Below are 25,513 nucleotides of genomic sequence, written 5' to 3'. Positions count from 1 at the left end.
TCTCCTTTTGGCAATTTGATTCGAATTTTTAGTAGTATCTACAAATAATAATTCAGACTAATCTCTCCTAAAATCATACGTCTCTCTCTCTACATCTAATTTATGTTTATTTATACTAACTGTATGATTATCTAGCCATTTAACAGTAGCTGTCTCCTCACGATAGTTCCAATATATATTTTTCTTATTCATAAATTTTTTATTATGGTCTATGAGTTCTCCTCTTATAGCATAACTAGTAGTCGCTCCACCATTATGCCTGTATATATTTAAAGTATAGGCTTCGTCTGGAGATTTTATAGATTCAATCTTCTCCCCACCTGAGAGTCCTGCTAAAGAGAAAAACTTCCAATAACCTAAACCACCTAATATAGTAAGAATCAATAACACGGATAATAAAATTTTTTTTATCATATTTCTCTCTCTCCCAATTACAAATTTATAAATCTATTAAACCAAAAAAAGAACAAGAATAGTAATCTTGTTCTTTTTTAGTTTAAAATATTATTAATATCCCCATCCGTAATAATCAATTCCTGTTTGAATCCACTTTTGATCATTTGGATCATCAAAATATGTTTTTATCCATTCCCATTGGCCTGTTCCTGACCAAACTTGATAAGCGCCCGCTCCTGCTTTCAGCTCGAAATCAGTAAATCCACCAGCTTTACCTTGGTAGCCAAAATGGAAATTACCAATATCTTCTCCTGTCATACGCATTTTATTAAATATATATTGAGCGCTAAATCCATATTTTCGCTTATAATCCCAAGGACCTCCACTTTTAACTAATTGTGTGAATGTATAATATTGATATGCTTTACCTGCAGTTAGAGGCATCTGCTTTACAGCATTACGTAGTGTAACCATTCTTTTCTTATTTTCATGCATTAAATTAAAAAAGTCGACTGTAATATTAGGGATTTCTGGAATGGCTCTTTGCACAGGAGAATCTGCAGCTTGAATTCTCTTTGCTTCTAATTGTTGAGGAGAAAGCCCTAATCTTTTCTCGTCCTTCTCTGTTTCAATTGCAATCCTTTGAACTTCAGCATCTGCTTGAGCTTTTAGCTCAGGAGATAATTGATATTCTTTAATCTCTTTTATTTGTTGCTCTGTAAGACTTGGAACTGAATAATCTGTCGCAGCTGAAGCCGAAGCTGGCGCTAAAGCCACACCTGATAATAAAATAGTAGACACCCCTAAAATTGTAGCAAATTTCTTCATATCCCCACTCCTATGTATAAAATTTTCATAACAGTTAATATATTACATTATTTTTCTTTAAAAAAAACAATATATTTCCATATTTTAGATTTATAAATTATAGACTGAATATTCATTTTTTAAATGATAGACGCTAACCTTATCTATATCTATTATCTTTCATTAAATAATACTCTAAATCTATCGCAAATTATTAATTAATTTATATAAAACGTTATTTTTATATCAAAAGCATATTTATCCATATTTGTATATGTATAAAAAGAAAAAAGAATATTCAGTCTACTTTAAGGTGATTAATATCGTTCAAGTCGGAGGAAGGCACCTTTGGGTGTCTTTTCTTTTGTACATTAAAAAACTCACCATCCAACAGAAATGGCGAGATCCTTGTGTATTATTTAATATTTTGTTTTCTCTAATACTTTTCTTCTTAGTTAAAAATTTATTAGCGTCATAAACCAATAACCAAAAATTATTACAGAAATTACAAGTCCCATAGCAGCACCTACCAACATTTTCCCCTCAGGACCATTAATAAGCTCTTTTAAAACTTCTTTTGCAATTCGCTGACCTTTACCACTTAAAGATATAGAAAGAATAAAGAATACTACGACTAATACAAATGAAGAAATTATTAGCTCCATTACTTATGTACCTCCCTAATGCGTGCTATTAATTTCCTTATACGTTTTAAACTAAGATATCTGAAATCATAATGTTAATAAATAAATCCCCCCGATTAAAAGTGCCGCAGCAAAGACTAATATTATTATTCCATCAGGACTATTAAGAATTTCTTTTATATGTTTTTTTGCTATTTGCTTAGTTTCTCCACTTGAAAAGAGATAAACAATGGAATGGAGAATTAGTAAGAAAAATGCCGTAACTAACTCTATCATGGTTTATGTACCTCCTAATATATATGTACCTTTTATTAACCAATAATTGCCTTATACATTATATCAGCTAGGGTACATGGAAGCATAACAAATTATTTTTATAATTTAATTTATTAATCGGAACAGCATTAATACAGGATAGTCCAAGTCGGAGGAAGACACCTTAGGGTGTCTTTTCTTTTTACATAAAAAAGCCTCACCATGGAATAGCGAGACCTTTAATGTATATTAAATACTTTCAATAACTGGTACAGAATCGCTTAAAACATTGTTAACTGGTATAGGTTCTTCAGGTAAACTAGCTTCAGGAAGTCTATAACCTTTAGTATGAGGATGTACCTTAGTACCTAACCATGCATTGCAAGGGAATGTAAATTCTTTATTAATATCATCACTTGTCAATTTTATATACTCTAATTTCCATTCTGGATGATCACCAGGATCATTATCATCATATTCAATTCTAACATCCAAAGCACAAATATCATGAGAAGGTATATCAACAGGTAAAGTAAAAATATCTAACTGACCTGTTTCAAAATCATCACGAGGACTATCGAAATCCCCAAACATTGGAGAAACATACCTATTTTTTCCATATAACCTTACGAAAACAGCAGCATCCGTACCAGCGCCACCCTCATCTGCTGTTTTAAAATGAATTTTATATCTAGCCATAATTACCACTCCTTAATAAAAATAATGAAGATAATAATCCACAACAAATTCTTTCAACAAGTAGCATATACTAAACATAAATTTTTATACTTTAAATTTCACGTACTATATCTGATATATAAAACCAAATTCAGCAATAAGGTCTATCCTAACCATCCGTCCCCTTTTCCTCTAACTAAATAAGTAAGTAATCCCTTGTTTATTCCTCTATCTTAGTGAGTCATTCCCCCAGGTATTAAACAATCTCATGTTTTTCTGCTTTTCTTCGAATTTAATGTTGACTGAAGGTCTTGAAGGTTTTTATCATGTGGGAACGATTATGGAATACGGCTGGAAGGCAGATTTATCCCCTACTTTGAAAGATCACAAAAAAAGTAATCAATCAAAATAGATGGATAAGCGTCTTTGTTTTCGCCATGCGGTCACTTATAAGGTATCCGTATGTATAGACCCTGCTCACTCAGCGATTTTCACCGCATACATCCTTTTTCTATGGCTTGTCCTTGTAATATCGTCCCTACACGACAAACTGAATGTACTCCCTAGCACCGTAATGCTAACGATAACCACCCGAACCTTTTAGGGATTCGTCCCTGGGCACGTTCTCGCCCACCCTCACCAGAAGAACAGGATGCCAATGAGGGGTGCTGTTTTTGTAGGCGCATACTCTGTACCCCCTGCACGACCAACAGCTAGCCACGCACGTAATACGTTCCTCCTATATGTATAGCAGCACGGAATTACGGCTTATCAGTTTTTATTTACGTGGTATCAGGCAATTCCACGCGAACAAAAAAACAAAAAGGCATCTCCAATTCCTAAATGGCCTGTAGATCCACAAGACTTCTAGGTTTAGAGATGCCCGTTATATATCTTTTGACTACAAAAAATACAATTCTAGCATTTACTAGTTGAATTTTAGTCAAACAATAGATAAAATGGGTATATCAAAGAAGCCTCGTGAAAAGGCATAGTTGTTTAAGGTAAGTGTTGGTGCACTACTTAAACGTTAACACTGTCGTTGAATACAGTTTTTCTAGTCAAGTGGTGGTACACTTGCTAGAGCTAGTCATTCCCGCTAAAGGTTGGTAGCCATTAGCATACGGGAGTGGCTTTTTGTTTTGTGTTCATATTCAATTGTTTTTAATTTTGTTCTATCGATCTTCTTGATCTTCATTTATGTAAAATATCAAATTATGTTTTGTTTTGTAGAATGGTGCTTGTTGTTTACTACGTTACAACAAGCATTATCCTTTGTAAACAGCGAATTTGCGCACTTTCTAAATAATATCCCTATTTCCCTATTTCCCTATTTCCACTTATAGATATAGGGATATTTCCCCTTTTCCCTATATCTATATTTCCCTATTTTTGTTATTTTTGCGTCTACTATCTCTTCTAAAAAATTTCATATTTATTACTTAACTCTCTCTATTTCATACATCTGAAAAATCTTTTAATATCAACGTTTCTGTTATTAATTACTAACTCTATGATTCTATTGCATAACCCAAATATCATTGTTATAATTTCCATAAAGATATAGAAATATCCCTATTTCTATAGTTAGAAATATCCCTATTTCCCTATTTCTATTTTTCCCTATTTCTATAAAGGGATATAGGGAAATTTCAAAAACTATAACTGGAGTGTTAAAAATGGCCATTACAATTACTGTAGGTAATTACAAAGGTGGAGTCGGTAAAACCACAAATGCTGTATTGAACTCTTATGAATTTGCTAAAAAAGGTAAGCGTACATTACTAGTTGATCTTGATCCACAAAGTAACGCAACAAAATCTTTAATGTTAACAAAATCAATCCTTAATCCTGATGAAATCGTTACTGTTGAAAAAACATTAATGAAAGGTATACAAGAGGGGAACTTGGATGGCTTAGAAGTAGAAATTACGGATAACTTATATTTAATTCCTTCTTACGTTGATTTCCAGGACTTCGCAAAATTCCTTTATAAAAATTGTTCTTCGGAAGCTGAAGAAGATCATTACTTTAGAGGATTGCTTGAAAAGATAAAGCATAAATACGACTACATATTTATCGATGTTCCTCCAATGTCATTAGAAGTTACAAAGAACGCCGTTGTAGCTTCTGATTATGTTCTAATTGCTCTACAAACACAAGAACGTTCTCTTACTGGTGCTGAGAATTATGTTAATGAGCTTATCAAGTTAAAAGAGCAATATGACCTTGATATTGAAGTAGTTGGTATTCTTCCTGTCCTATTAAAAAACAATGGTAAGGTTGACGAATATATCATGGAAAACGCTCGTGAAATTTTCGGTGAAGAAAACCTATTCAAAAACATCGTTCCTCAAATGGAGCGTATTAAACGATTTGATGTGAATGGTATTACTGAAAAAGATAGACATGATATGAATGTAATTGAACTATACGAAACAATTAGTGATGAATTATTATCTCGTATTGATATGTTTGAAAAAATGAAGGTTGGTGTGTAAAATGGCGAGAACTCCTGGTTTACTAGGTAGAAAGAAAAGTAACTTTGAACCTACTGAGCCTTATGTACCAGAGCAAGGACAAGCTGTAGTGGAAAATAATGAGGTTCCAGCTACTCCTTCTCAACCTAAGACTGAAGAAAAACAAGTAACTCGAAAAGAAAAAAGAAACGAAAAAACTGAATCCAAAAAGAAATTTAAAAATCAGCAAGGCAGCATTAAAATTTCTAATCAATCAAAAGAAGAGCTAGAAGTACTAATGAAACTTACAAACACAAAATTCGCTTATGAAATCATCGATTTGCTTATAGATCGTTATGTAGAAAATGAGCTAACACCTGAACAGAAAAGGAAATTCAAGCTGTTAACAGAGATTTAAAAAATATAGAAATATCCCTATTTAGAAATAGGGATATTTCTATATTTCCACTTTTTTTAATATATCTATACTTATTCAATCTTCTTCAACTTACTTGAATACACTGGGAAAACAGCCGATAATAACATTATTGTTACCTATACAAATGCTAGATAGTTTTAACCGTTTAAGATAGAAAAACTAACTGGGAGTGGTACCTTTGGACAATAAAAGTAAATCTTTTGTAGTAACTGTGACACCTATTACGGAAAGTTCAGATTTAACTATTCAAAACGATCAAACTAACACGGAAAAGGAAATACAGATACCAGAGAAACCAGATCAACGTTTAGTCCCATCTAAAACAGCAAAACTTTCACCTGCTGTTTTGCTAAAGCTAAATACTCTTAAACCATTTATACAGGAACAAGAAGGTATGGATAAAACATCAATTAACAATGTCATTGATATGCTTGTTGAAAGTTACGTAGATACTCAACTAGTAAACCGACATTCTAAAGCATATAAAGATATGTACAAACGCCTTTACGAGACGTTAGAAAATAAATAAAGAAAAAAGAAGTATCCCTATTTCTCACTAAGGATACTTCTTTTTTATGCCACCTCTTACCAGAGCCACCATTAGCTTATTTACATACTTTTCGTTATTGGAAGTTACTTTTCAAGTATTAATAGACGGTCAAGTTCAGTTTTGTGATAACTCCACACGCTCAAAGTGTTCAACTGTTGGAAATGGATCATAAAAGTGATGCAATAATGCTTTCCACTCTTGATATTGTTCAGATTGACGAAATCCTATTGTGTGGTCTTCTAAAGTTTCCCATCGCACAATGAGCAAATATTTTCCTTTCTGCTCCATACAGCGTTGTAATTCATGATTTATGTATCCTTGCATGGAAGAGATGATTGAGGATGCTTGCTTAAATACTGATTCATACTCTGTCTCCATACCGTCTTTTATTTGCAACATGACTGCTTCTAAAATCATTTTGAAGTCCTCCTCTTCTTGTCCTCACCAGAAACGCCACCACGGCTTTTTCTTCTCTTTCCCAGCCATAACCTCATCCCGAAATTCCAATCGTTTCTCCACTAGCTCATTTTCACGATTATCGATATAGGAAATAGTTTTAAGCATCAGGTAACACAAATTCCATTTGCCGACTCTGTGTTTTAAATCCCAGTTTTTCATAGAATTGTATAGCCTTCTTGTTAAATTCTAAAACATTTAATTCTACACTTGTTGCTTGTATTTCTTTAGCATACTCAAATACTTTTTGTACTAATATTTTTCCTATTCCTGTTCCTTGACATATTTCGCTTACACCAATATTGCGGATAAAGAGTACTTTTCGCTCAACTAACTTTGGATTTTCGGATGGTTCTTTAATATCTAAAATTATGTAAGCAAGAATCTCTTTATTATTGTCCTCTACTACAAATATCTCTATGTTTATATCATTAAGCCACTCTTCGTATGCATTGTGATCCAAAGAAGCTGAAGTATCAGAGTAAATATCTGGTCTTCCCTCTATATGTAACTGTTGAACTTGCTTGTTTAAATTTGATATATCCCAAAAATCTTCTGGAGCGGCTAGTCTTACTGTGAAAGGCAAAACTTCATTAGACATAAGTACATTCCTCCTAATGTTTTATTTAAAGTGGGTTTAACAAAGCGCATCATTATCGATAGCAAAGACAAAGAGGAACCCTACTCTCACAAGGGAACCTCCTTGTTCTCACCAGAACTTCCACCACGGCTTTTTTTATACCAAAATTTGATAATAGAACTACAATAAAACCCATAATTCCAAATTACATGTATCTCGAAGGAACTCTTTTTTTTATTAGTATTCGACATAATATTAAGATGTAAAATTTTCTTATTTGTTGTAATATCAGGAATGACTTACTTAAAGGAGTAGACAGATGAAAGTGTTAAAAAATTCATGTATCGCAATTGGAGCAAATATTATATTTTGCATAGCTTTATATATTTATAATGCTTATATGTATGAACTTATTTACCCCGTCCCTGGAAGATTTTCCACAGAAGATACTATTCGTGATCTTACTTATATATTTTTTGCGTTTATCACTCCACTAACTATCGGCGTTACTTTTTCAATTAGGTCCTTACGTAAAGAGAAATGCATAAAGATATTATTAATTCCAAATTTAATTTTTTCCTTAATATTTTTAACATTTGCTGGTGGCTTTTTTATTCTATTTTCTTTAGTTGAATTACATATATATATTCGCTAAAACTCTGACAAGCTACTGGTAACGTAGCAGGAGGACCTTAGGAATCATTAGTAAGTAGAAAAGCATGCCTTTCTTACTTTTCTACTTACTTAGAGATTTTTCATTACCAGAACCGCCACCAAGGCTTTTTCTTCTCTTTCGCAGCAGCAACCTCATCCCGAAACTCCTGCATCATTCTCTTCGTTTCCTGCATCTCACGTAGTGTCTTCATAAGCGTCTCATCCCGCGCTTCCAATCGTTTTTCCACTCGTTCATTATGTGCTTCTACACTCGCTTTGATTTCCTCATTACTTTGCTTCGCCTGGTCACTTAATCGCTTCTCCATCGCTAACATACTCTGATTCATTTCTTGCGCCATAACGCTGTACTGTTCCTGTAGTTGCTTTTTAATGTGGAATGGCACTAAGTCCGTTTCCTCAGCCTCGTCTTGAATCAGATCCGGATTAACTTTTTCTATTTGCTGCGCAATCATCTTCGCTGCCTTCTCTAGCGTCATACCGTCATGCTTACTCAGTTCAATTAATTTCTCAATGACCATAATGTCGCTGTCTGTGTACTGGCGTCTGCCACGATTATCTTTCTTTACAGCGAATCCTTCTCGTTGCAATACTTCCATGTACTTTCTAAGGGTGCTATCACTTATTCCTAGTCGTTTGTACACTTCACTAGCAGAATAAACAATTTCGTCCGTCATAGCGTCACAACACCTCCTAGTGAGAGTATTCCATAGCGTTTTATTAATTCCTGCGAAACGCACTCAAATAATAGGCATATTCCTTACTATGATATAATTAAGATAGAAAGAAAATTAAGAACAATCATTTATCAAAAAGGAAAGGAAGAATTTCATGGTAAAAACCGGCGAATGTGCTTTATGTAAGAATGAAGCGGAGTTAAAACTTAGTCATATTATTCCTAAATTTGTTTTCCGAAACCTTAAGAAAGATTCATTTACTGGTATATTACGGACTGCATCCGAACCTAATAAAGCATTACAAGATGGAAAGAAAGAATATTTGCTGTGCCAAGAGTGTGAAGGACGATTTAGTTATAATGAAACACAATTTTCTAACAAAGTTCTTATTCCTTTTAAAAAAGAAGGATTTAATTCAGCTTTACATTATGAAAGTGATTGGTTAAACCGATTTATTACATCAGTTAGTTGGAGAATTTTATATTTAGATCTAGAAAAGTTTAAAAAAGAACAGAATCCAGAGAAAAAACTAACTGAGGATATGTTTAAAACCTTACATAATGCTGAAGAAATAATGCGCTTATATTTATTAAATAAACGTTTAAACTTAAATGGTATAGAGAATCATATATTCTTTTTTGATGAGGTTGAGTCAAAAAGCGGTTTCGATAACCCTCACACCTTAATGCACGGTTCTGTATTCGGTTCTACTGTTATAAGGGTTCATGATGCAAAAAATGTCATATATGTTGCTTCTAATTTATTAGGTATACTTATAGTAACCATCATACAAAAACATCCAAAAGAAAAATGGCGCAATACTTTTGTAAAAAATGAATCTGGTAAAATTAAAATACCTCAAATTTTAGATAGTCCGATAGCGTGGGAGATATTACAAGCTCAGAAATTACAAAAGCAATACAAACAAGAACTTTCGCCAAATCAAAAAGAAAAAATTATAGAGAAAATAAAAAATGATCCAGAGGGTTTTATGGAAAGTGGTACTTATAAAAGAATAATGTTAGATCAAAATCTAAAGTAAAAAACCTTGTTTATTCAAGGCTTTTTACTTTAATAAAATATTGAATGACCTTTCTTAAATAGCCTTAGCAATCTCAACAAGCAGCCTCATAAACAACGGAATCATTTGTACTACAATATACCCAATCCCTGCTTTTGAAATAAGAGAGAATCCCCGTTCCTGGCTATCAACCATAATAAATAGACCACCGCATAACGCTACAACGGATGCAATTCCTACTAATAAAGCTCTCCTTATTATGCTTTTACAGCAAGACTATCCATGAAATTGCTAATTGAAGATGCTTGAAAGATTCGTAAGTTAGAAGATTTAATATCGTAATGCTTATCAGTAATAATGAGGATCAATGGAAAGTATTTAGTTCCTTTCGGTTGCCACGATTCATTGTGCCATTCTTGACTGTGGAAGTATAATTCATACCTGTTGATTTTATCCTGCATAATCTTTTTACTGTAAACTGAATTCTGGACTTCAATGAAGAATGGAGATCTACGCCATATTGTAAATGCATCTGGTTCCATAAATTCTTTACCGTATTTTGGTTCCACTTTAAATAGTTTTGGTTTTTCATAATGAATCAGTTGTTTGTATACGTCTACGATGCCGAGAAAATGGGGAATCTTTTGGCTAGTTTTACGGAGTGTACTAGGTTGAGGGAAATATATAAATGGCTGCTGTGAGATATTTGCATCGACATGGCCATCTCTTCTTAATCGTTTCATCACCGTATTACAGCAAGTAACTGCGTTTTTAAGTCCATGAAAATGCAAATCTATAATATCGTCACGAGACATACACCTAAAACGGTTCAAATCGCTCAGTATCGCTTTGTCTCTATTCTTCATAATCTAACACCCCAAACAACTTAATCTCATCTTGTGGAGGATTTTGAAGCTTCATATTTTCTTTTGGGATACGATACGGTTCAACAATTTGTTTAGCTTTACTTAATTCTAAATAAGGAGCTTGCACTTTCTTTAATCCATTTAATTTTAAAATCATTTGGCCCGATTGCTCCAAGTGTTCTGCACCAGGTGTACCCATAATATTGCTGTTAATCGTACTATCACATTTAAAGCCCATCCTGACTGTCATATTGAGTTTTAACTTACCGTCTAATACTTTTGCATCAGGACGTTGCATACTAAGCATGAGAAAAACACCTAACGCCCTACCGACTGCAGATATTTTTTCAATGTTAGTCATACATTCCTTTTCGTCTTGCAACATGGCCACCTCATCGATAGCGAGTAAGATATACGGTTTCCGATAATCAGGGTTTAATTTGTTATATTCATCAATATGATCCACTTCATACTCTTCCATCAGTTTTCTACGTTCGCGTATTTCCTTCCACACTTTCTGCAGCATAATCTTCATTTCAATTTCTTCCATGCAAACCTCTTTTACGTGTTTTACTCTTCTTAAGAAATGAAACTCAGAGTTTTTTAAGTCACCCAGGTACAAATGTAAATTTTCTGGGGACATGTATTGAATGAGTGTAGCTAGAACAACACGTACCATACTACTTTTACCGCTTCCTGTTTCTCCTGCTATAAGTAAATGCGGTGTATTAGAATCAATCATGTCATACACAATCATATTTCCAAATTGGTCCCGTCCTACCACAACAGGAAGACGATACTTTTTCAATAATGACTGCCATTGCTTATAACTGTATTTGTATGTTTGTAATCCGGCATCCGAATGAAATACATTAAGTACAAACTTTTTAATATCACCTTCAATTGCTACATTACGACCTAATATTTGTTGAAAGCAAAACCATTTCTTTTCAATAGTCTTCGGATCCAAACCATTCGGAATGGTAAATACATATCGAACATTTTCTTGCGTGGAAGAAATGGAATGTATCTTTGGATAAATTGGCACCTTCCCTCCTCTTGTTTGATGATCCACATATAAACCCGCTTTTCCAAATACCTCTATAAGTTGATGCTTCAAACTTTGTTTATGCATCCATTCCTTAACGATCCCCATATGTTCACCCCTCAAAACATAATTACGAGCCTAATAAATACATAACCAATTAGACAAACTCCGCCAATTCGTGTTCCATGATAAATTCCTTCACTTACAAGTTTTGCTGCGGATACATGGTCATTTTTCACTAGATATTTTTCCAGTACCACTGCCCCAATTAAAACCGTTCCCATGATTCCAAGTGCAAGGTAAGTATTTATCATTTGGTCTGACATATGGAGAAATGCTAATGGACTAACAGAATTATATTTTCTTATTTTTGGTACTTTGTTTTTGTATGAACCATCCATAAATGAACGAAAAGGGATTACTTGTTTTCTTGTAAACATAAAGCCACCGCCTTTTTTATTATTTATCACATTCTGCACAAGACTCTGAACAATACTTCTTTCCGTTCAGTCTCCAAAACAACCAATCGGATAAAAGACAGTTACAATACCCACAAGTTTCTTTTGATGACATCTTGATGTTCATTACATTCTCCCCTTTATAAACAGAATTTAAAATCCTGATGATACATAGGTTTATCGCCCCGATACCTTGATATCGTTACCTTGATAGCTAACTTGATAGTTACTTTGATAGTACAAATACTAGTTGCCTTGATAGCGGTTAAGCTAGTTACTTTGGTAGCTGCTTTGATAATAGGTTTGATAGTTACTTTGGTAGCGACCTTGATAAAGCATATGGGGCACAGCTTGGACAATTTCTTATTTTTTTGCCTTAGTTTAAAAAAGTAAGAAATTGGGCAAGTTGTGGATGAGGTGATAAAGGTGTTTGGACTGGGAAAAAAACGTACAAAATTTGGCCGCTATCTTGATAAGAATGGAATAGCCCAAATTGAATTAGAAAGAACATCAAAATTAAGTACAGCCACAATTTCTAAGTTGTGTAATGAAAAAAAGTATAGACCGAAATTTTCCACAATAATTCAAATCGTTAAAGGTATGGAGATGTTAGGGAAGAAAATAGATAAACATGATTTTTGGATGTAGCCTTCACTAAAATTAGTAAGGCTATTTTATTTTTTTGAAAAAACCTCTTCATAAAAGAACATACATTCGTATATAATAAGAACTAACGTTCTGTTATTTAGGGGGAATAACGGTGTATGAATATTCAATATTACCAAACCGAATTGTTTTATGTGTAGATCTTCGTAGCTTCTATGCTTCAGTCAGTTGCATCAAGATGGGATTAGACCCACTTCATACTAAATTAGCTGTAGTCGGTGATGTGAATAGGAGTGGTTCAATTGTTTTGGCTGCAACTCCACCATTAAAAGCGTTGGGTGTTAAGAAAATGGCAAGATTATACGAAATACCACGTCGCAAAGATATCCTTGTGGTAAACCCAATTATGAGCACTTACATAAAATGCTCTAATTTCATCACTAAGTTGGCTCTACAATACGTGCCTATTGAGGATTTTCACCAATATTCCATCGATGAGTTTTTTATGGATATTACGGATAGTATCCATTTGTTTGCTAACGACCCATACGACTTCGCGTTAAAATTCAAACGTGAAATTTATGCAAAGACACGAATCGAATGCACGATAGGAATTGGTCCTAATCCTTTAATGAGCAAAGTGGCTTTAGATGTGGAAGCAAAGAAAACGAAAGATTGCATAGCATACTGGAAATACGAAGATGTACCCATAAAATTATGGCCAATACGACCACTTAGTAAGTTTTGGGGGATTTCTGGTAAAACAGAAGCGAAGTTAAACCGAAAAGGAATTCATTCAATCGGAGACTTAGCACAATACCCACTCAAATACTTAAAGCAAAGCTTCGGGGTCATTGGCGAAGAATTACACTTACATAGTAACGGCATAGATTTTAGCCGTATATCAGAAAAATACGTTCCAACAACAACTTCTATTGGTAAGAGCCAAATACTTATGCGTGATTACACCATAGAAGAATTCCCGATTATTCTACTGGAACATATAGAAGAAGTTTGTTATCGAATGCGAAGGCAAAACAAACTAGCTCAAACTATTCATTTCTCCATTGGTTACAGCAAAAATTACGCTGGTGGTTTCAGAAAAACTCACACTATGAACCGACCAACCAATTTAACAATGGATATATATAAGATTTGTACATATTTTTTACATGAATTTTACACTGGAGAGCCCATTAGATCCATAAATGTTTCTTTAACTAACTTAATCAATGAAGGCGAAGAACAAATCTCACTATTCGATAATGTAATACAACGAGAAAAAGAAATGAAACTAACTAAAGTAATGGATGAAATACGCACTAAATTTGGTAAGAACAGCATATTAAGAGGAATTTCGTATACAAATAGTGCAACAGCAAGATACAGAAACACATTATTAGGGGGACATAAAGCATGAACAACGCTAATATGCCAAAAGGAAGAGGAATGGTTAAATGGACTCCATTCGCGGCGATGCCAGAACAATTCGCAGGTATCCGTGAGATTATTAAAGACAAGACAAAAGTAGAACGCCCTACATTAACTCAGGATGAACAAGAACTTATTGAGAATATGCTATTATGTTCGCTGCTTTCTGAAGAAGAAATATTAATTACATATTATGAAGATGGATTTTTACTTACTAGTTATATGACCGTCATAGATATTGATCCGTTGAATAAATCTATAATTTGTACGGATGCATTTTATAATAATATGACGTTAAAATTTATTGATATTATTGATACAAAATGAAAAAAGGCCGCCTGATAGTATGGCTTTTGTTTTTGTTAATCAAACTATTCTTTTTTTGAGAAATAACATCATATATAATTCCATTTTCTTGTTAACTTCACAAATTATTACTAAAAGAATACTGTAAATTCCATTATATCTATTTACTTTATAATTACAATATAATAATATAAAATACGCAACAAACACATAGGGAAGGAATGGAAAAGATGTTAAAAAAACTCAAAAAAATTGTAGTCGTTGCTGCTGCAGCTGTTACGTTATCCGCAGGTTTCGCAACAGTCGCACCAAAAGAAGCATCTGCACATTGGGCGGATCCTCAAATGAGGTGGGCTATTAGCAACTATGTCGTTAAATTTGATATGAGAGACAGTCCGGCGTATCGAAAAGACGTTTGGATTATGATTGCTAATTATTCTAAAAAACGGTACCACACTTACGAAGAAGCTCGCCAGTTTGTAATGAATCGAGGTATTTCTGACGGATCACGTGGAGATGATCGGATCACTCGTAATGAAATGGTAGGCATGCTCTATCAAAAGCGTTACAATAGCCCTGCATGGTCTCCTAAAGGCGGTTTCACTAATGCAATTGCATGGGGAACAGATAAAGGTATTTATGACGGTAGCCGTGGAAACGACTTTGCAACCAGAGCCGAAGTTATTACTATGCTATACAAATACACTGATAAGGGTAAGTGGAACTAATCGTATATCGACTACGTCTCTAAGCCAGTATACATAGATATATAGATAAAAAAGAATGCTGTGTTTAAACTTGATGAACCGAAAAAAATAAGAGCCGCCCAACCGGGCGGCTCTTATTTATGTTAATCAAACTATTCTTTGATTATATTAAGCTTGCACTTGATAAACTTCGCAATACCAACCTTTATAATCTTTGAAATACCATGTGATAGCACCTAATTTATTACGGTCGTCAACAGGTTCACATTGCAGATAGAAAATACCATCTGCTTCATAAACTAAGTTACCCTTTACTTTGAACTCAGCGAGTTTATTCATAATTTCTTGAGCTAAACTAACTCCTAATCCGCCTGATTTCATTGTCCATTTCATATTATTCCCTCCACCGTTATATGCATTTTGTACTCTTTCAATAAAGCTATTCCAACGTCCTTCTGCTAACATACGATGAGGACAATACTTTCCACTCCATGATTGGTGTGTGCGAACTTTACTAATTGGAATATTGTACTGTTTCATGAGTTGAGCTACAACGATAGCGGCATTGTCTTCCGCTTTATAGTATCTATCTCCACCGCTTAAAGAGTAGCAAATTTCAACTCCAATAGACTTACGATTACCATTCCCGTTACCGTCGCCAGCATGCCAGGCGTTACGCTCTAAAGGGATTCCTTGTACTGCTTCTTTATCATCTACTGCAATATGAAATGATACTTGGTTATCATTGCGAATCATATAAGATACTTCATTTTCTGCTGTAGCATCGTTGTAAGTATTGTGGACTGTGATAAATTCTGGATTCATTGTATACGGACACTTTGTACCATATTTACTTGGATCAACTAATTTTTTTCTGATTTCCATTATTGAACATCTCCCTTTTCCTCTTCTTGTTTTTGTTTACCACCTAAAACTTCAACTGCATTTGTTAAAGCTTGTGGCAACGGAATACCCATTCGACCAGCATTTTCTAAAAGTGAAAGTAATTCATTACCCATGAAGAAGAAAATTGTTGCTTCTCGAATTGCACTGTTACTTCCAAGTGCTGAATCTAGTTGTGCGGCTGCTCCGACCAAAAGAAAAAGCACCACCTTTTTGGCGATGCCTTTGAAACCAACTTTACTTTTTAGCTCTCCGTTATATCCTGCTGCGACTACTCCTGTGATATAGTCGATAGCTGCCATGATTACTAGAACTTTCAATGTTGCATCCCATCCTCCCAAGAAATACCCACAGAAACCACCGAAAGTGGCAATAAAGGTTTTTAATAATACATCAATACGATCCATCTTTTCCTCTCCTTTTTTTAGATAATAAAAAAGACCAGCTTATGGCTGCTCTGGTTTCCCGTTTATTAATTTTTGTACTAATTCTGTTAATGTAGACACATCGTTTGTTATTGTTGTAACCTGCTCTTTTAGTTGTTTATTCTCACTTTTAACAGTAGTTAACTCTTCGTTAAATTGATGATACTGCTGTTGGAAAGCTGCAATAAAGATCGAAACAGTATTATATAAATTAATGGCCCGTTTCTCTTTATCTGTAAATATACCGTCAGTATCGTCTGCAATCATACCGAAATACGTTTCAATTTCTTTTGTTGTATATGGTTCTGTTTTTTCTTCCGGTTTGTTCACACGCATTTGATACAAATCATACATGTCGTCTCTGAAATTGTACTGTTTTATAGCCAAACTCATGATTTTATCAAGAGCCGAGAAAGGAATATCTTTTATATTCTCTTTCATATTTCTAGCTGACGTAGGATTAAATGCTTTCGCCCACATTTGACCATTGGCATTTACATTTTCATTCGCTCGTAGCGTTCTTAATTCTATATCTCGCCATTGACCACCAATACCATTCATTATTTGTAGTCCTTTATCATAACCAGCCACATAACTTGCTCTTATCTTTATATCTGCTAAATTTAAATCATCATCATTTTCACCAGCTACAAAGTAGATAGATCTAACCCCAAGCGCATTTTTTCTTTTGAAATAGAACTCACCTCTATTATTTGTAAAAAAATGCGGTTCTGTGCTTGTCACTATAAACTTTCCGTATCCTGGAGCCCATCCCACTGAGTTAAAAACAATGTCATTCAAATTATCAAAATAAAATCTTCCGTCTGCATATGCATACAGATGTCCACCATCATTCTGCATATTTATATATGATGACCATATATTAGTACCTTCTGCATTTTCTCCTTTAGAAACTCCAAATGTTGCATACGCTTTAGAGGGTTGATCGACTCCATTAATTCGCGGCATGACTTGATAAATATAAAATGACCCTGTACCAGCGTATTTTCTATTATCAGAACCAAGGACTAATGCAGGTTGAATACTTCCATTATTTGTTTCCATAAATCCTATATAACCACGTGGCGTATCTACATCGTAAATCTTCATGTCTTGCTTATTTATTTCAACAAATCTGTTTCCACTCGTTTTAAGCGTTACTCCTTCTAAAACTTGCCCTTTAATATGGCTTGCTGTAATAAAACCTTTTAAGTTAATTCTATTCGCATTCAAAGTAATGTTTTCTTTACTCATATTGAATGCTGCAATTACATCGTTTTCTTTTACAGATATACTAACGCCTTTTTCCGTTAACTGAAGACGGGTTTCCATATCTCTTACATAAGATGAGGTGGCAAATTGTCCATTTGCTTGCTCTTTTGTATATACCTCTGTCTTTTTGGCCGAAGCATTGATACCCTGTTCATTGATAGTAAAGCGGTTATCAATCAAAGTCATTTTTTGATTAAATTGATCAGTTGCAAGTTTGTTAGCCAATTTATCTAATAAATCTTGTCTATTCTGATTAACTGTTTGCTTCAACTCTGGAATCTTAAACCCTGCAACATACTCTTCTACTTGTTTAAGCTCAACTTTTGCACCGATTGCTGTTGCCTGTTGTTCAAGTTTTGAATTTGCATTAGTAAGCTTTTTCCCTTGATCTGATACTACATTGTTCAAATTACTGACTGTGGTGGATAGTCCACTTGCTGTTTGTTCTACTGAAGTCATACGCTTTTCGAATCCGGCTTGGCTATTTTGGACATTTGTTACAGTCGTTTTAACACCATCTACACTTTTTTCAATATCTGTTGTTTTCTTCGTGAATTCATCGGTTGATACTTGGTCTTCAGGTGCTGGTGTCCATCCAGTAGCTTTATTCCCTTTTTCAAGTTTGAAATTTTGAATAATGATTTTTGTTGTTTTAGCATCTATACCCCAAAATTCCAGTCTAGCTTGTCCTGCGTTATTAGTCTGTTCTGTAACTTTTGTAGTGTACGTAACCCGTTGGAATTCTTCCGTAATACCTGTGAATATTTGTCTAACAAATGTATATTTAGGTGAACCGTTTTCGCCATAAAATTGAACGCGACCCGCTGTCTTATCCGTTGTTGTTACTTTTATGTCGAAACTAAAAGTAACGGTTTCATCTACCAATTCACCAAAGATTGAATTTAGATTATTCTTAAATACTCCATAAGCTGAATTTGAAGATATTTGCGTCGTTTCCCAATATTTCGTATCTGATATTAAATTACGTACTCCTATTTCTTGCTCATTGAAGTTCTTTTCTACACTTGTTAATTTTTCACTAATCTTTCCTGCTTGTTCTTTAATTTCAGTTGTTGTTTTCTTCAAGTCGTTTGTTGTTTGCTGCACATCAGAAATAGTCTTCTTTGTACCTTCTACAGTTTGTTCGACTGTATTTAATTTATTGCTGATCTCATTATCTTTTTTCGTTAATAATTCAATAGAAGTTTTAAATCCATCTGCGGTTTGCTCGGATTTTGTTACACGTTCCGTAAGCTTTCCTTGTTCGCTTTGTATGTTAGAAACAGAGGTATTAATCCCTTTAATAGTCGTCTCAATTTCTACTGTCTTTTTAGTAAAATCAGTTGTTGTAACTTGGTCTTCGGGAGCAGGCGACCACCCCATCGGAACGTTACCTTTGTATAAAGCGACCCAATTTGTTGTAACTTTACCTAAACGGTTTCCACCAGTAGGGGATAAATAACTTGCAACCGTATATTTCCCAGTCCACGTAGGGGTGAACAATGTGTAGCCTGTGGAATCAGTTAATGTTTTTATCGTAAAGTTTTTACTAACATACTTCCAAGTAGGTTCATAAATGTAAATAACTAGGCATTTCCCATCATCTAGTGCTTGTTGGTCTACTCGACCATTTCCCATTAAGATATATGTTTCACCTGCAACTAGATCAATAGTTGTGATTCTGAATCCGAAACCGTAATCACTTGATGTTTGTTTGATTGCGCTGTTTGGAACTAGGTTACGTACACTGATTTCTGTATTTTTAACAGTGGCTTCTAGTTCGCTTAACTTTTGTTTTGTGCCATTTGCTGTTGTTTCAATTTCATTTGTTTTGTTTTGTAGTTTAGTTAAACCGTCGTTTGTTTTCGTTAGCTCTGCCTTCTCTGCTTTCTGTCTAAGAGCTTCATTCGTTTGATCCATAGATGTATTAATATCCTTGAATTTCTGTACGTTCCCTTGTTTATCAGTTTCATAAATTTGTTTACCTATGAAACCATCTTTAATTTCATCTTTCGTATAAACACCAGATTTATCAGCCTTATCTTTCAGTTGATTATCAATCCAGGTTTGATCCACTTTGCCATTAACCTGCTTTTGAACATCCACTATTTGTCCAGCTATTTCTTGCGCTTTACCTTCCACACTTTGAACCTTTTGATTTAACTCCGTTTTGGAGGACTCAATATCTTTATTCACCTGATCAAGTGTTTCTCTCTTAACTGATTCAACATCCGGTACAACCGATTCCCAAGTTGCGCCTGTCCATATTTTTAAAATACCAGGCTTTCCATTGCTAATATCACGCCAAAGTGTTTTATAAGGTTTCAGTCCTGTTGTCGGTGGATTCTTAGCTTCAATGATATCTACCGTGTTATTTTTAAGATTTTCTTTTACTTTTTCAGCCAATGTTTTCGCTGCTTCGGATTCTTTTTTAGCATTACTAGCTGTTTCGTTTGCATCTTTCACTAATTTATCTAACTGATCTATCAGCTCTTGTTTATTACCTAATGACCCCAAGATTCGATTGTAAATTTTTCGTAGTTCTTCGTTTGGATCAGTAATTTCGCGATAATCACCAAACAAATATTTATCTTGTGTAGGGTCCGTAAAAGATTCATCACCAGCAATTACACGTGCTTCAAGGTATAACTTAGGTGTGAATCCTGTATCTTTGATTCGAATCGTATCGCCCTCATTAATTAGTTCATGTGCTAGTCCGAAAATACGTCCAATCGATTGTGCTTCTACTTCATAAGAAACTGAAGAATTGACACGCTTCTTTAATTCCGTCTTCATCAAAGTCAGTAATCGTTGTGGTGTCATATTTTGGTCTTCTGTTTCTGGAGTGTAGAAACCAAATTTATGTTTACCATGCGCGTTCCAACGTTGAAAGGCATCACTATCTGTTATATAAAGAAGTCCGTTATTGATGCTCTCAATTGTGATAAGTTTTTCACCTTCATCCCGTACAAATCCGACTAAGGCAGTGCAAATATCCCTAGAATGTTCAATGCGTCTAACACCTACTAAGTCTTTTCCCAGGGTTAATTCCTTCCCTGTTTCTCTCCCTCGTTTCTTTATCATATCGACGTACCATCCAGTAATTTGAGAACCGGATACTTCAACTCGATATTGGATTTCTAACTCAAACAAAGCCGCGATTTTCTTTAAAAAAGTGAGGGGATCGATGAATTCATCAATCGTCATCGTGTGGAATGAAGAATAATCCGTTATTCCACGTTTCCATTTTGAATCGGCAAGAGCGATATCAATAAACGTATTAACTGTTTCGCTCTCTATACGTTGAGGTTTAATAATCCCATCTTTGGCTATTTGAACCCAGGCACCAGAAGCATGTACAGTGAGCAATCTATCATCAGAGTCTTTTTCTACTTCATTATTGATAACATATGGAACAATGCGACCATCACGCACTTCCTTTAAAACTAAGTTCTGCTGCTGTAAAGTAACTGCATGTAGAGTGCCGTCAAAAGTTTTGAATTCTAACATATCAATGTTATTTTTTATTTCCCAATGACGGTTATCAGCCCAGTAGTCTTTTGGTTGAATAGCTGATATAATCTGATCTGTTTTGAAATCAACAACATGAAGTATTCCGCTTGGTGTTCTCATCTGAATCGCTCCCTGTACTTGACCCTTGCTGTTCCGATATCAGAAGGCATAATCTCAAGTTTATTAGTGCCTCTATTGATAACAGGGAAATTACTGAAAATGTCCTTAATGTTAATCGCATTCTTTCCTTCAATTGTTACATGACTATTTTCTGTGTCGATCACGACTTTATCACCTACATCTACTATATAAGGCGGTGTATTTTTCGTATTTAAATTCACTTTCCAAAACTTCAAATCACTAACTGACATCGCTTCTACTGGTGGAACGTCTTGAAACTGCATGATGCTAATCTGAATTTGTGCTGCTTTTTCCATATGATAGTTTTTTTCATCCGTCCAACGTGCAAATCGTTCTGAATCATCTTTTTCTGTACCTGGAAGGAATCTTGAAATATACGCTTCCCATACATTTCCTGTCCTAGCTATCCACAATCGACCAAAATACTGATTCCATGTATTCGGATAATCGCCACTCTCATAAATTAAACCTATTTTCCCTGGCTTACTGTCATATCCAATTACCATTGTCCCGAAATTTTGTTCCGCTTGCCAAAAGAGATCGTTCATAGCAATTTTTGAAAGTACCTTGCTATTTTCATCCAGTATCGCTATCTCAACTCGTCCCATTTCATTGATTTTTTTACTCTTACATGTAACGTAGGCTTGCATAATAAAGTCTTGTACTGGACCGCCAGGGATACTCTTTTTAACGGCTGCGCCGTGCCACCCTTTACCCGCAGTACCAAAATCAGAACAATAGAATTGGTATTTATCTGATTTCATTTCACCTACTGGTTCACCATCTTCCATCGAGCTGACCTTACTCCACCCTACAGTGGTAGCCATTTCATCCCATATAAGCCTTTGATTTCTTTCTACAGGTGTTTCCACAGTTTTTAACGGCATTCCGATACGAAAATAATCCCGATCATTTAAAGATGTCTCGCCAAACCATACGTCTAGAAAAGTATTTGGTTTTGTAATATCAATCTCAATGATAGGATTAGAATGAACCGTTCCTTTATTTTGAACACTCGCAACTAACCCACTAACATCTTTTTTAAAGTCAACCGTTTGCTCTTTTCCTAACTTATATGGCATTGGACAAATGAAAGTTAAAGTACCTTCACCTAGATCAACTAACTGATCTAAATCTAAAGTTTCATCTACGACAGCTAAAAACGTACGATCTTTTTCATCATCAAAAATAAGCTCGCACGGTTGATCCGTAACGAGCCAATCTGCTATTTCTTCTTTTAGTTTTTCAGCTTCTTCAGCTGAATCATATAATAATGCAATAGGAACTAAAATCTTTCTCATTTTAGTTTGTGTGCGTAGTAACCTACCTCCTGGATAATGCGAGACTTCAAGAAACATATGATCCAAAGGAGCCCATGCAGGGCGCTTTTTACCCTGCAGTGGAATTACATTTGGATTCCTTTTCCCGTTAAAACTAAAGAAGCTAATTCCCGCCATATCATCACCTACCTAAAATACTTTGAGTCTTTCTTTCTCGCGTTCTTGAAATTCATTGACATCTGAGTAAATTTCCTTGGCTATTTCTCTTCCGTTTAAATTAATTTGTAAAACAGTTGGACCTTGTGATACATATTTGGCCCCTTGCTGTTGATTTAATGGTAATGAACCCATAATTCCATTCGCAATCGCGTCAAACGTTTGCTTACGTAAAGGTAAAACCGTTTCATCGTATCCTCTTGCGTCACCCACACCAATTAATGTAGGATTACCGGGCTTAATTAAAGCTCCGTTCGCAGCCCATTTAATATCGAAAGATGGTAGACCTTCACTCGCCCAATTTACTGGGTTTAATGATCCATTTACACTAATCTTCGGAACAGGAATGTGAACGCCACTGAACATATTTGAAACACCTTTTTTAATTTTATCAATCCATTCCATAACGCCTTCCCAAGCATTTTTAAATGGGGTTGCGATTGCATCTTTCACTTTTCCGAACACTTCTTTTATCACTGTAAGGGTGTCTCCTGAACTTTTAAAAATACCCTCGAACATGTCAGAAAATACTTTCTTTACACCTTCCCAAGCTTCTCCAAACAATCCTTTCATTTTGCTGCCTATTTTGCCGATGATGCCAAGTACCTTTCCAACTCCCCATATTTGAATGAAATTCCAAATGAATTCCCAGGCTCCTGATAAAATCTGTTTAATGGCTTCCCATACACCAGTCCAATCACCAGTTAGTAAGGAAGAAAATAATTTAATTGTCCCTAAAATGATATCAAGAGCGCCGTTAATAACACCTTTTATGTTTCCCCAGACATCTTCAATAATGAATAGAACAACAGGCATTACAAATTCAATAATACCCTTTATAATATCGAATGCATTTTTTACAGCTTGAACAATTTGATCTCCGTTTTCTTTCCAAAACGAAGTGATTTGAGATATAATCCCGTTTACAAACGACATTACGTCTGTCAGTAAAGGCATTAAATAAGGAGCGATTGTATTGAATACACCTTTAATAAAGTCCCAAGTAGCTCCGATTATTCCCATAATTACAGGAGCTGCTGCGGAAATTAAAGATTGTATATTCGCTATGAAATTACTAATTTGTAACTGAACATCTTGAACAAACATTTGTATATCAGCTATTTTCTTAGGTGAGAATCCTAATTTTTCTAGAAGATTATAAGCCGAACCCCAATCACCAGCAACAAGACCTTTTATGGTTTCTATACCAAATCTTACAGCTTCAGTGATACTCTGTATTGTTTGAATCGCATTAGCAGAGAAACCTAATTTAGTAAGAATATCGTAACCTTCCACCATGGCATTCCTGTCTCCGGCTGCCGCTTGCCACATAGCTTTTAATGCTTCAGATATTCTTTCTACATTTTCAATATAAGAATCTAAAGGAATGATAGATTGAATGAACATATCTATACCGTTTACAGCATCTATAGCACCTTGAAGAATCGCATATAAGGCAGGGGCAATAATGGTGAATATAGTAATACCTAAACCTTCTAATTTAGATTTAAATTCATCCCATTTACCAGAAAGGTTGTTTGACATTGTATCTGCCATTTTCTTAGCGGCACCATCGGCAAGAACAAGTCCATCTGTCATCCTCCCTAACTCTTCCCCGCCAACTTTCATTAATGCAGCCCAGTTTTTAAATGCTTCTGCACCAAATAATGTTGATAATGTCGCCGCTTTTTGTTGATTTGTCATGCCAGCTGTTTTCTGTTCTAACTCACTAACAAGTTGTGGCAATGGTTTAATTTTCCCTTGTGAATCAAAGAATTCTAAATTCAATTCACCCATAACTTTCTTCATTTCTTTTGTCGGCTTTGCTAATCGGTTTAACGATGTCCCCCATGCTTGCCCCGCAACAGAACCTTGTAATCCAGCATTCGCCATTGCCATCATAGCGGCGGATGTTTCTTCCATCGTAAAACCAACAGTTGATGCTGAGCCAGCAGCATACTTCATTGCTTCCCCCATTTGTTCTACATTTGTATTAGAACTAGAAGCAGCTTTTGCTAACACATCAGCAGAATGAGTCGCTTGATCGGCTTTTAATCCAAATCCCGACATGATATTTGATGTAATATCAGCAGCTAATCCTAAATCTAATTGACCAGCTGCAGCTAATGACAGCATACCCGGCATTGCTTCCATGATTTCATTCGTTTTAAAACCAGCCATACCAAGGTATTGCATGCCTTCTGCCGCTTGAGATGCACTGAATTTCGTTTCCGAACCCATCTTCTTAGCTAGTTCAGACATTTTTTTCATGTCCTGACCAGATGCGCCTGTTACAGCTTGTACAGCCGACATTGTCTTTTCAAAACCTGCCCCAGCCGATACAACCCCCGCTAAAGCAGCACCAGCTCCTACCGCTATTCCCGCCATACCGCCAATAGCTAAAGCAGAAGAACCAACAGCAGCCCCCATAACTCCAGCTGCTTGTCCCATTCGGTTAAATCCTCTATTTAAAACGCCAGTCGTACGTTGACCTTGCTGTTCTGCTTGGTTCAATCCCCTTCGTAATTCATCATCACGTAAGAATATTGAACCGAACATACGAAATAATTCCATTTATTCACCCGCCTTTCCGCGGATTTTCGCAACTCGAGCAAACACTTCTTCTTTTGTGAATTTCTTTTTCTGTGGTTGCTCCATTAAATTGTTATACTTTTTAACTTGTTCACTCGTTGGATTCATACGTTTA

26 protein-coding genes are annotated in these 25,513 nt (G+C 35.1%); 9 read left to right on the top strand and 17 right to left on the bottom strand.

Features of this window, described 5'->3' with window-relative positions; translation table 11 throughout:
• Positions 1-57 precede the first annotated feature (57 nt).
• The 5 genes from ACUL40_RS28115 to ACUL40_RS28095 form a co-directional block, all read right to left on the bottom strand.
• Entirely contained in the window at positions 58-411 is a 354-nt protein-coding gene (locus ACUL40_RS28115; RefSeq protein WP_445423108.1) for a DUF5412 family protein, read from the bottom strand.
• A gap of 96 nt (positions 412-507) precedes the next feature.
• A complete protein-coding gene (locus ACUL40_RS28110; protein ID WP_445423104.1) occupies positions 508-1,224 on the bottom strand; it encodes a polymorphic toxin type 44 domain-containing protein in 717 nt (238 codons plus the stop codon).
• Positions 1,225-1,658: 434 nt separating this feature from the next.
• The gene (locus ACUL40_RS28105; RefSeq protein WP_071714744.1) at positions 1,659-1,868 is read right to left on the bottom strand and encodes a hypothetical protein; all 210 of its coding nucleotides are present in this window, start codon (positions 1,866-1,868) and stop codon (positions 1,659-1,661) included.
• Positions 1,869-1,934: 66 nt separating this feature from the next.
• Positions 1,935-2,123 (bottom strand): hypothetical protein, encoded by a 189-nt coding sequence (locus ACUL40_RS28100; RefSeq protein WP_000571721.1) that lies wholly within the window; start codon positions 2,121-2,123, stop codon positions 1,935-1,937.
• 228 nt (positions 2,124-2,351) lie between these two features.
• Positions 2,352-2,801 carry a PLAT/LH2 domain-containing protein gene (locus ACUL40_RS28095; RefSeq protein ID WP_445423103.1) on the bottom strand — a complete coding sequence of 150 codons (450 nt, stop codon included), beginning with the start codon at positions 2,799-2,801 and terminating at the stop codon, positions 2,352-2,354.
• Between the two features lie 1,658 nt (positions 2,802-4,459).
• Here ACUL40_RS28095 and ACUL40_RS28090 point away from each other — a divergent pair.
• The 3 genes from ACUL40_RS28090 (at position 4,460) to ACUL40_RS28080 (ending at position 6,207) form a co-directional block, all read left to right on the top strand.
• Positions 4,460-5,281, top strand: coding sequence for a ParA family protein (locus tag ACUL40_RS28090; RefSeq protein WP_001018642.1), 822 nt, complete (start codon positions 4,460-4,462; stop codon positions 5,279-5,281).
• Between the two features lies 1 nt (position 5,282).
• Positions 5,283-5,657 (top strand): hypothetical protein, encoded by a 375-nt coding sequence (locus ACUL40_RS28085; RefSeq protein ID WP_025687872.1) that lies wholly within the window; start codon positions 5,283-5,285, stop codon positions 5,655-5,657.
• A gap of 199 nt (positions 5,658-5,856) precedes the next feature.
• Complete coding sequence (locus ACUL40_RS28080) at positions 5,857-6,207, top strand: hypothetical protein (RefSeq protein ID WP_121868681.1); 351 nt, start codon at positions 5,857-5,859, stop codon at positions 6,205-6,207.
• Between the two features lie 135 nt (positions 6,208-6,342).
• On the opposite strand, the gene ACUL40_RS28075 is transcribed toward ACUL40_RS28080, so the two are convergent.
• Together ACUL40_RS28075 and ACUL40_RS28070 are read right to left on the bottom strand one after the other, a co-directional pair.
• The gene (locus ACUL40_RS28075) at positions 6,343-6,645 is read right to left on the bottom strand and encodes an antibiotic biosynthesis monooxygenase family protein (protein WP_098830257.1); all 303 of its coding nucleotides are present in this window, start codon (positions 6,643-6,645) and stop codon (positions 6,343-6,345) included.
• Between the two features lie 139 nt (positions 6,646-6,784).
• Positions 6,785-7,285: a GNAT family N-acetyltransferase gene (locus tag ACUL40_RS28070; RefSeq protein ID WP_163061995.1), complete on the bottom strand. Its 501-nt coding sequence runs from the start codon at positions 7,283-7,285 to the stop codon at positions 6,785-6,787.
• Positions 7,286-7,583: 298 nt separating this feature from the next.
• Here ACUL40_RS28070 and ACUL40_RS28065 point away from each other — a divergent pair, with 298 nt between their 5' ends.
• A complete protein-coding gene (locus ACUL40_RS28065) occupies positions 7,584-7,919 on the top strand; it encodes a hypothetical protein (protein WP_079004476.1) in 336 nt (111 codons plus the stop codon).
• A 103-nt stretch (positions 7,920-8,022) separates the two neighbouring features.
• On the opposite strand, the gene ACUL40_RS28060 is transcribed toward ACUL40_RS28065, so the two are convergent.
• Complete coding sequence (locus tag ACUL40_RS28060; protein WP_445423101.1) at positions 8,023-8,613, bottom strand: DUF3967 domain-containing protein; 591 nt, start codon at positions 8,611-8,613, stop codon at positions 8,023-8,025.
• A 154-nt stretch (positions 8,614-8,767) separates the two neighbouring features.
• On the opposite strand from ACUL40_RS28060, the gene ACUL40_RS28055 reads away from it, so the two are divergent.
• Positions 8,768-9,655 (top strand): hypothetical protein, encoded by an 888-nt coding sequence (locus tag ACUL40_RS28055; RefSeq protein ID WP_445423100.1) that lies wholly within the window; start codon positions 8,768-8,770, stop codon positions 9,653-9,655.
• 236 nt (positions 9,656-9,891) lie between these two features.
• On the opposite strand, the gene ACUL40_RS28050 is transcribed toward ACUL40_RS28055, so the two are convergent.
• Genes ACUL40_RS28050 through ACUL40_RS28035 form a run of 4 tightly spaced genes read right to left on the bottom strand, consistent with a single transcriptional unit; the run spans position 9,892 to position 12,133 of the window.
• Complete coding sequence (locus ACUL40_RS28050; protein ID WP_445423099.1) at positions 9,892-10,500, bottom strand: replication-relaxation family protein; 609 nt, start codon at positions 10,498-10,500, stop codon at positions 9,892-9,894.
• Complete coding sequence (locus ACUL40_RS28045; RefSeq protein WP_445423098.1) at positions 10,490-11,656, bottom strand: FtsK/SpoIIIE domain-containing protein; 1,167 nt, start codon at positions 11,654-11,656, stop codon at positions 10,490-10,492. The genes ACUL40_RS28050 and ACUL40_RS28045 overlap by 11 nt, the downstream gene beginning before the upstream one ends.
• An 11-nt stretch (positions 11,657-11,667) precedes the next feature.
• A complete protein-coding gene (locus tag ACUL40_RS28040) occupies positions 11,668-11,988 on the bottom strand; it encodes a hypothetical protein (RefSeq protein ID WP_445423097.1) in 321 nt (106 codons plus the stop codon).
• A 19-nt stretch (positions 11,989-12,007) separates the two neighbouring features.
• Positions 12,008-12,133, bottom strand: coding sequence for a hypothetical protein (locus ACUL40_RS28035; RefSeq protein WP_256627422.1), 126 nt, complete (start codon positions 12,131-12,133; stop codon positions 12,008-12,010).
• 299 nt (positions 12,134-12,432) lie between these two features.
• Here ACUL40_RS28035 and ACUL40_RS28030 point away from each other — a divergent pair, with 299 nt between their 5' ends.
• The 4 genes from ACUL40_RS28030 (at position 12,433) to ACUL40_RS28015 (ending at position 15,077) form a co-directional block, all read left to right on the top strand.
• Positions 12,433-12,654 (top strand): helix-turn-helix domain-containing protein, encoded by a 222-nt coding sequence (locus ACUL40_RS28030; RefSeq protein WP_309508961.1) that lies wholly within the window; start codon positions 12,433-12,435, stop codon positions 12,652-12,654.
• A gap of 112 nt (positions 12,655-12,766) precedes the next feature.
• Positions 12,767-14,032: a Y-family DNA polymerase gene (locus tag ACUL40_RS28025; RefSeq protein ID WP_445423096.1), complete on the top strand. Its 1,266-nt coding sequence runs from the start codon at positions 12,767-12,769 to the stop codon at positions 14,030-14,032.
• Entirely contained in the window at positions 14,029-14,370 is a 342-nt protein-coding gene (locus ACUL40_RS28020; RefSeq protein WP_445423095.1) for a YolD-like family protein, read from the top strand. Before ACUL40_RS28025 ends, ACUL40_RS28020 begins: the two co-directional genes overlap by 4 nt.
• A 209-nt stretch (positions 14,371-14,579) precedes the next feature.
• Positions 14,580-15,077: a protein phosphatase 2C gene (locus tag ACUL40_RS28015; protein ID WP_445423094.1), complete on the top strand. Its 498-nt coding sequence runs from the start codon at positions 14,580-14,582 to the stop codon at positions 15,075-15,077.
• A 147-nt stretch (positions 15,078-15,224) separates the two neighbouring features.
• Here ACUL40_RS28015 and ACUL40_RS28010 read toward each other — a convergent pair whose 3' ends face one another.
• From ACUL40_RS28010 to ACUL40_RS27990, 5 genes are read right to left on the bottom strand one after another with little or no spacing between them, the layout of a single operon-like run.
• Entirely contained in the window at positions 15,225-15,941 is a 717-nt protein-coding gene (locus ACUL40_RS28010; RefSeq protein WP_445423093.1) for a peptidoglycan recognition protein family protein, read from the bottom strand.
• Complete coding sequence (locus ACUL40_RS28005; protein WP_098685921.1) at positions 15,941-16,366, bottom strand: phage holin family protein; 426 nt, start codon at positions 16,364-16,366, stop codon at positions 15,941-15,943. Before ACUL40_RS28005 ends, ACUL40_RS28010 begins: the two co-directional genes overlap by 1 nt.
• 39 nt (positions 16,367-16,405) lie before the next feature.
• A complete protein-coding gene (locus tag ACUL40_RS28000; protein ID WP_445423092.1) occupies positions 16,406-21,289 on the bottom strand; it encodes a phage tail spike protein in 4,884 nt (1,627 codons plus the stop codon).
• A complete protein-coding gene (locus tag ACUL40_RS27995) occupies positions 21,286-22,767 on the bottom strand; it encodes a distal tail protein Dit (RefSeq protein ID WP_445423091.1) in 1,482 nt (493 codons plus the stop codon). Before ACUL40_RS27995 ends, ACUL40_RS28000 begins: the two co-directional genes overlap by 4 nt.
• A 12-nt stretch (positions 22,768-22,779) precedes the next feature.
• Positions 22,780-25,380 (bottom strand): phage tail tape measure protein, encoded by a 2,601-nt coding sequence (locus ACUL40_RS27990; protein ID WP_445423090.1) that lies wholly within the window; start codon positions 25,378-25,380, stop codon positions 22,780-22,782.
• Between the last annotated feature and the right edge of the window lie 133 nt (positions 25,381-25,513).

The sequence above is a fragment of the Bacillus sp. KNSH39 genome (assembly GCF_052656585.1).
Note: the sequence above shows the minus strand (reverse complement) of the source record. Positions and strands in the feature narration are given on the sequence as shown.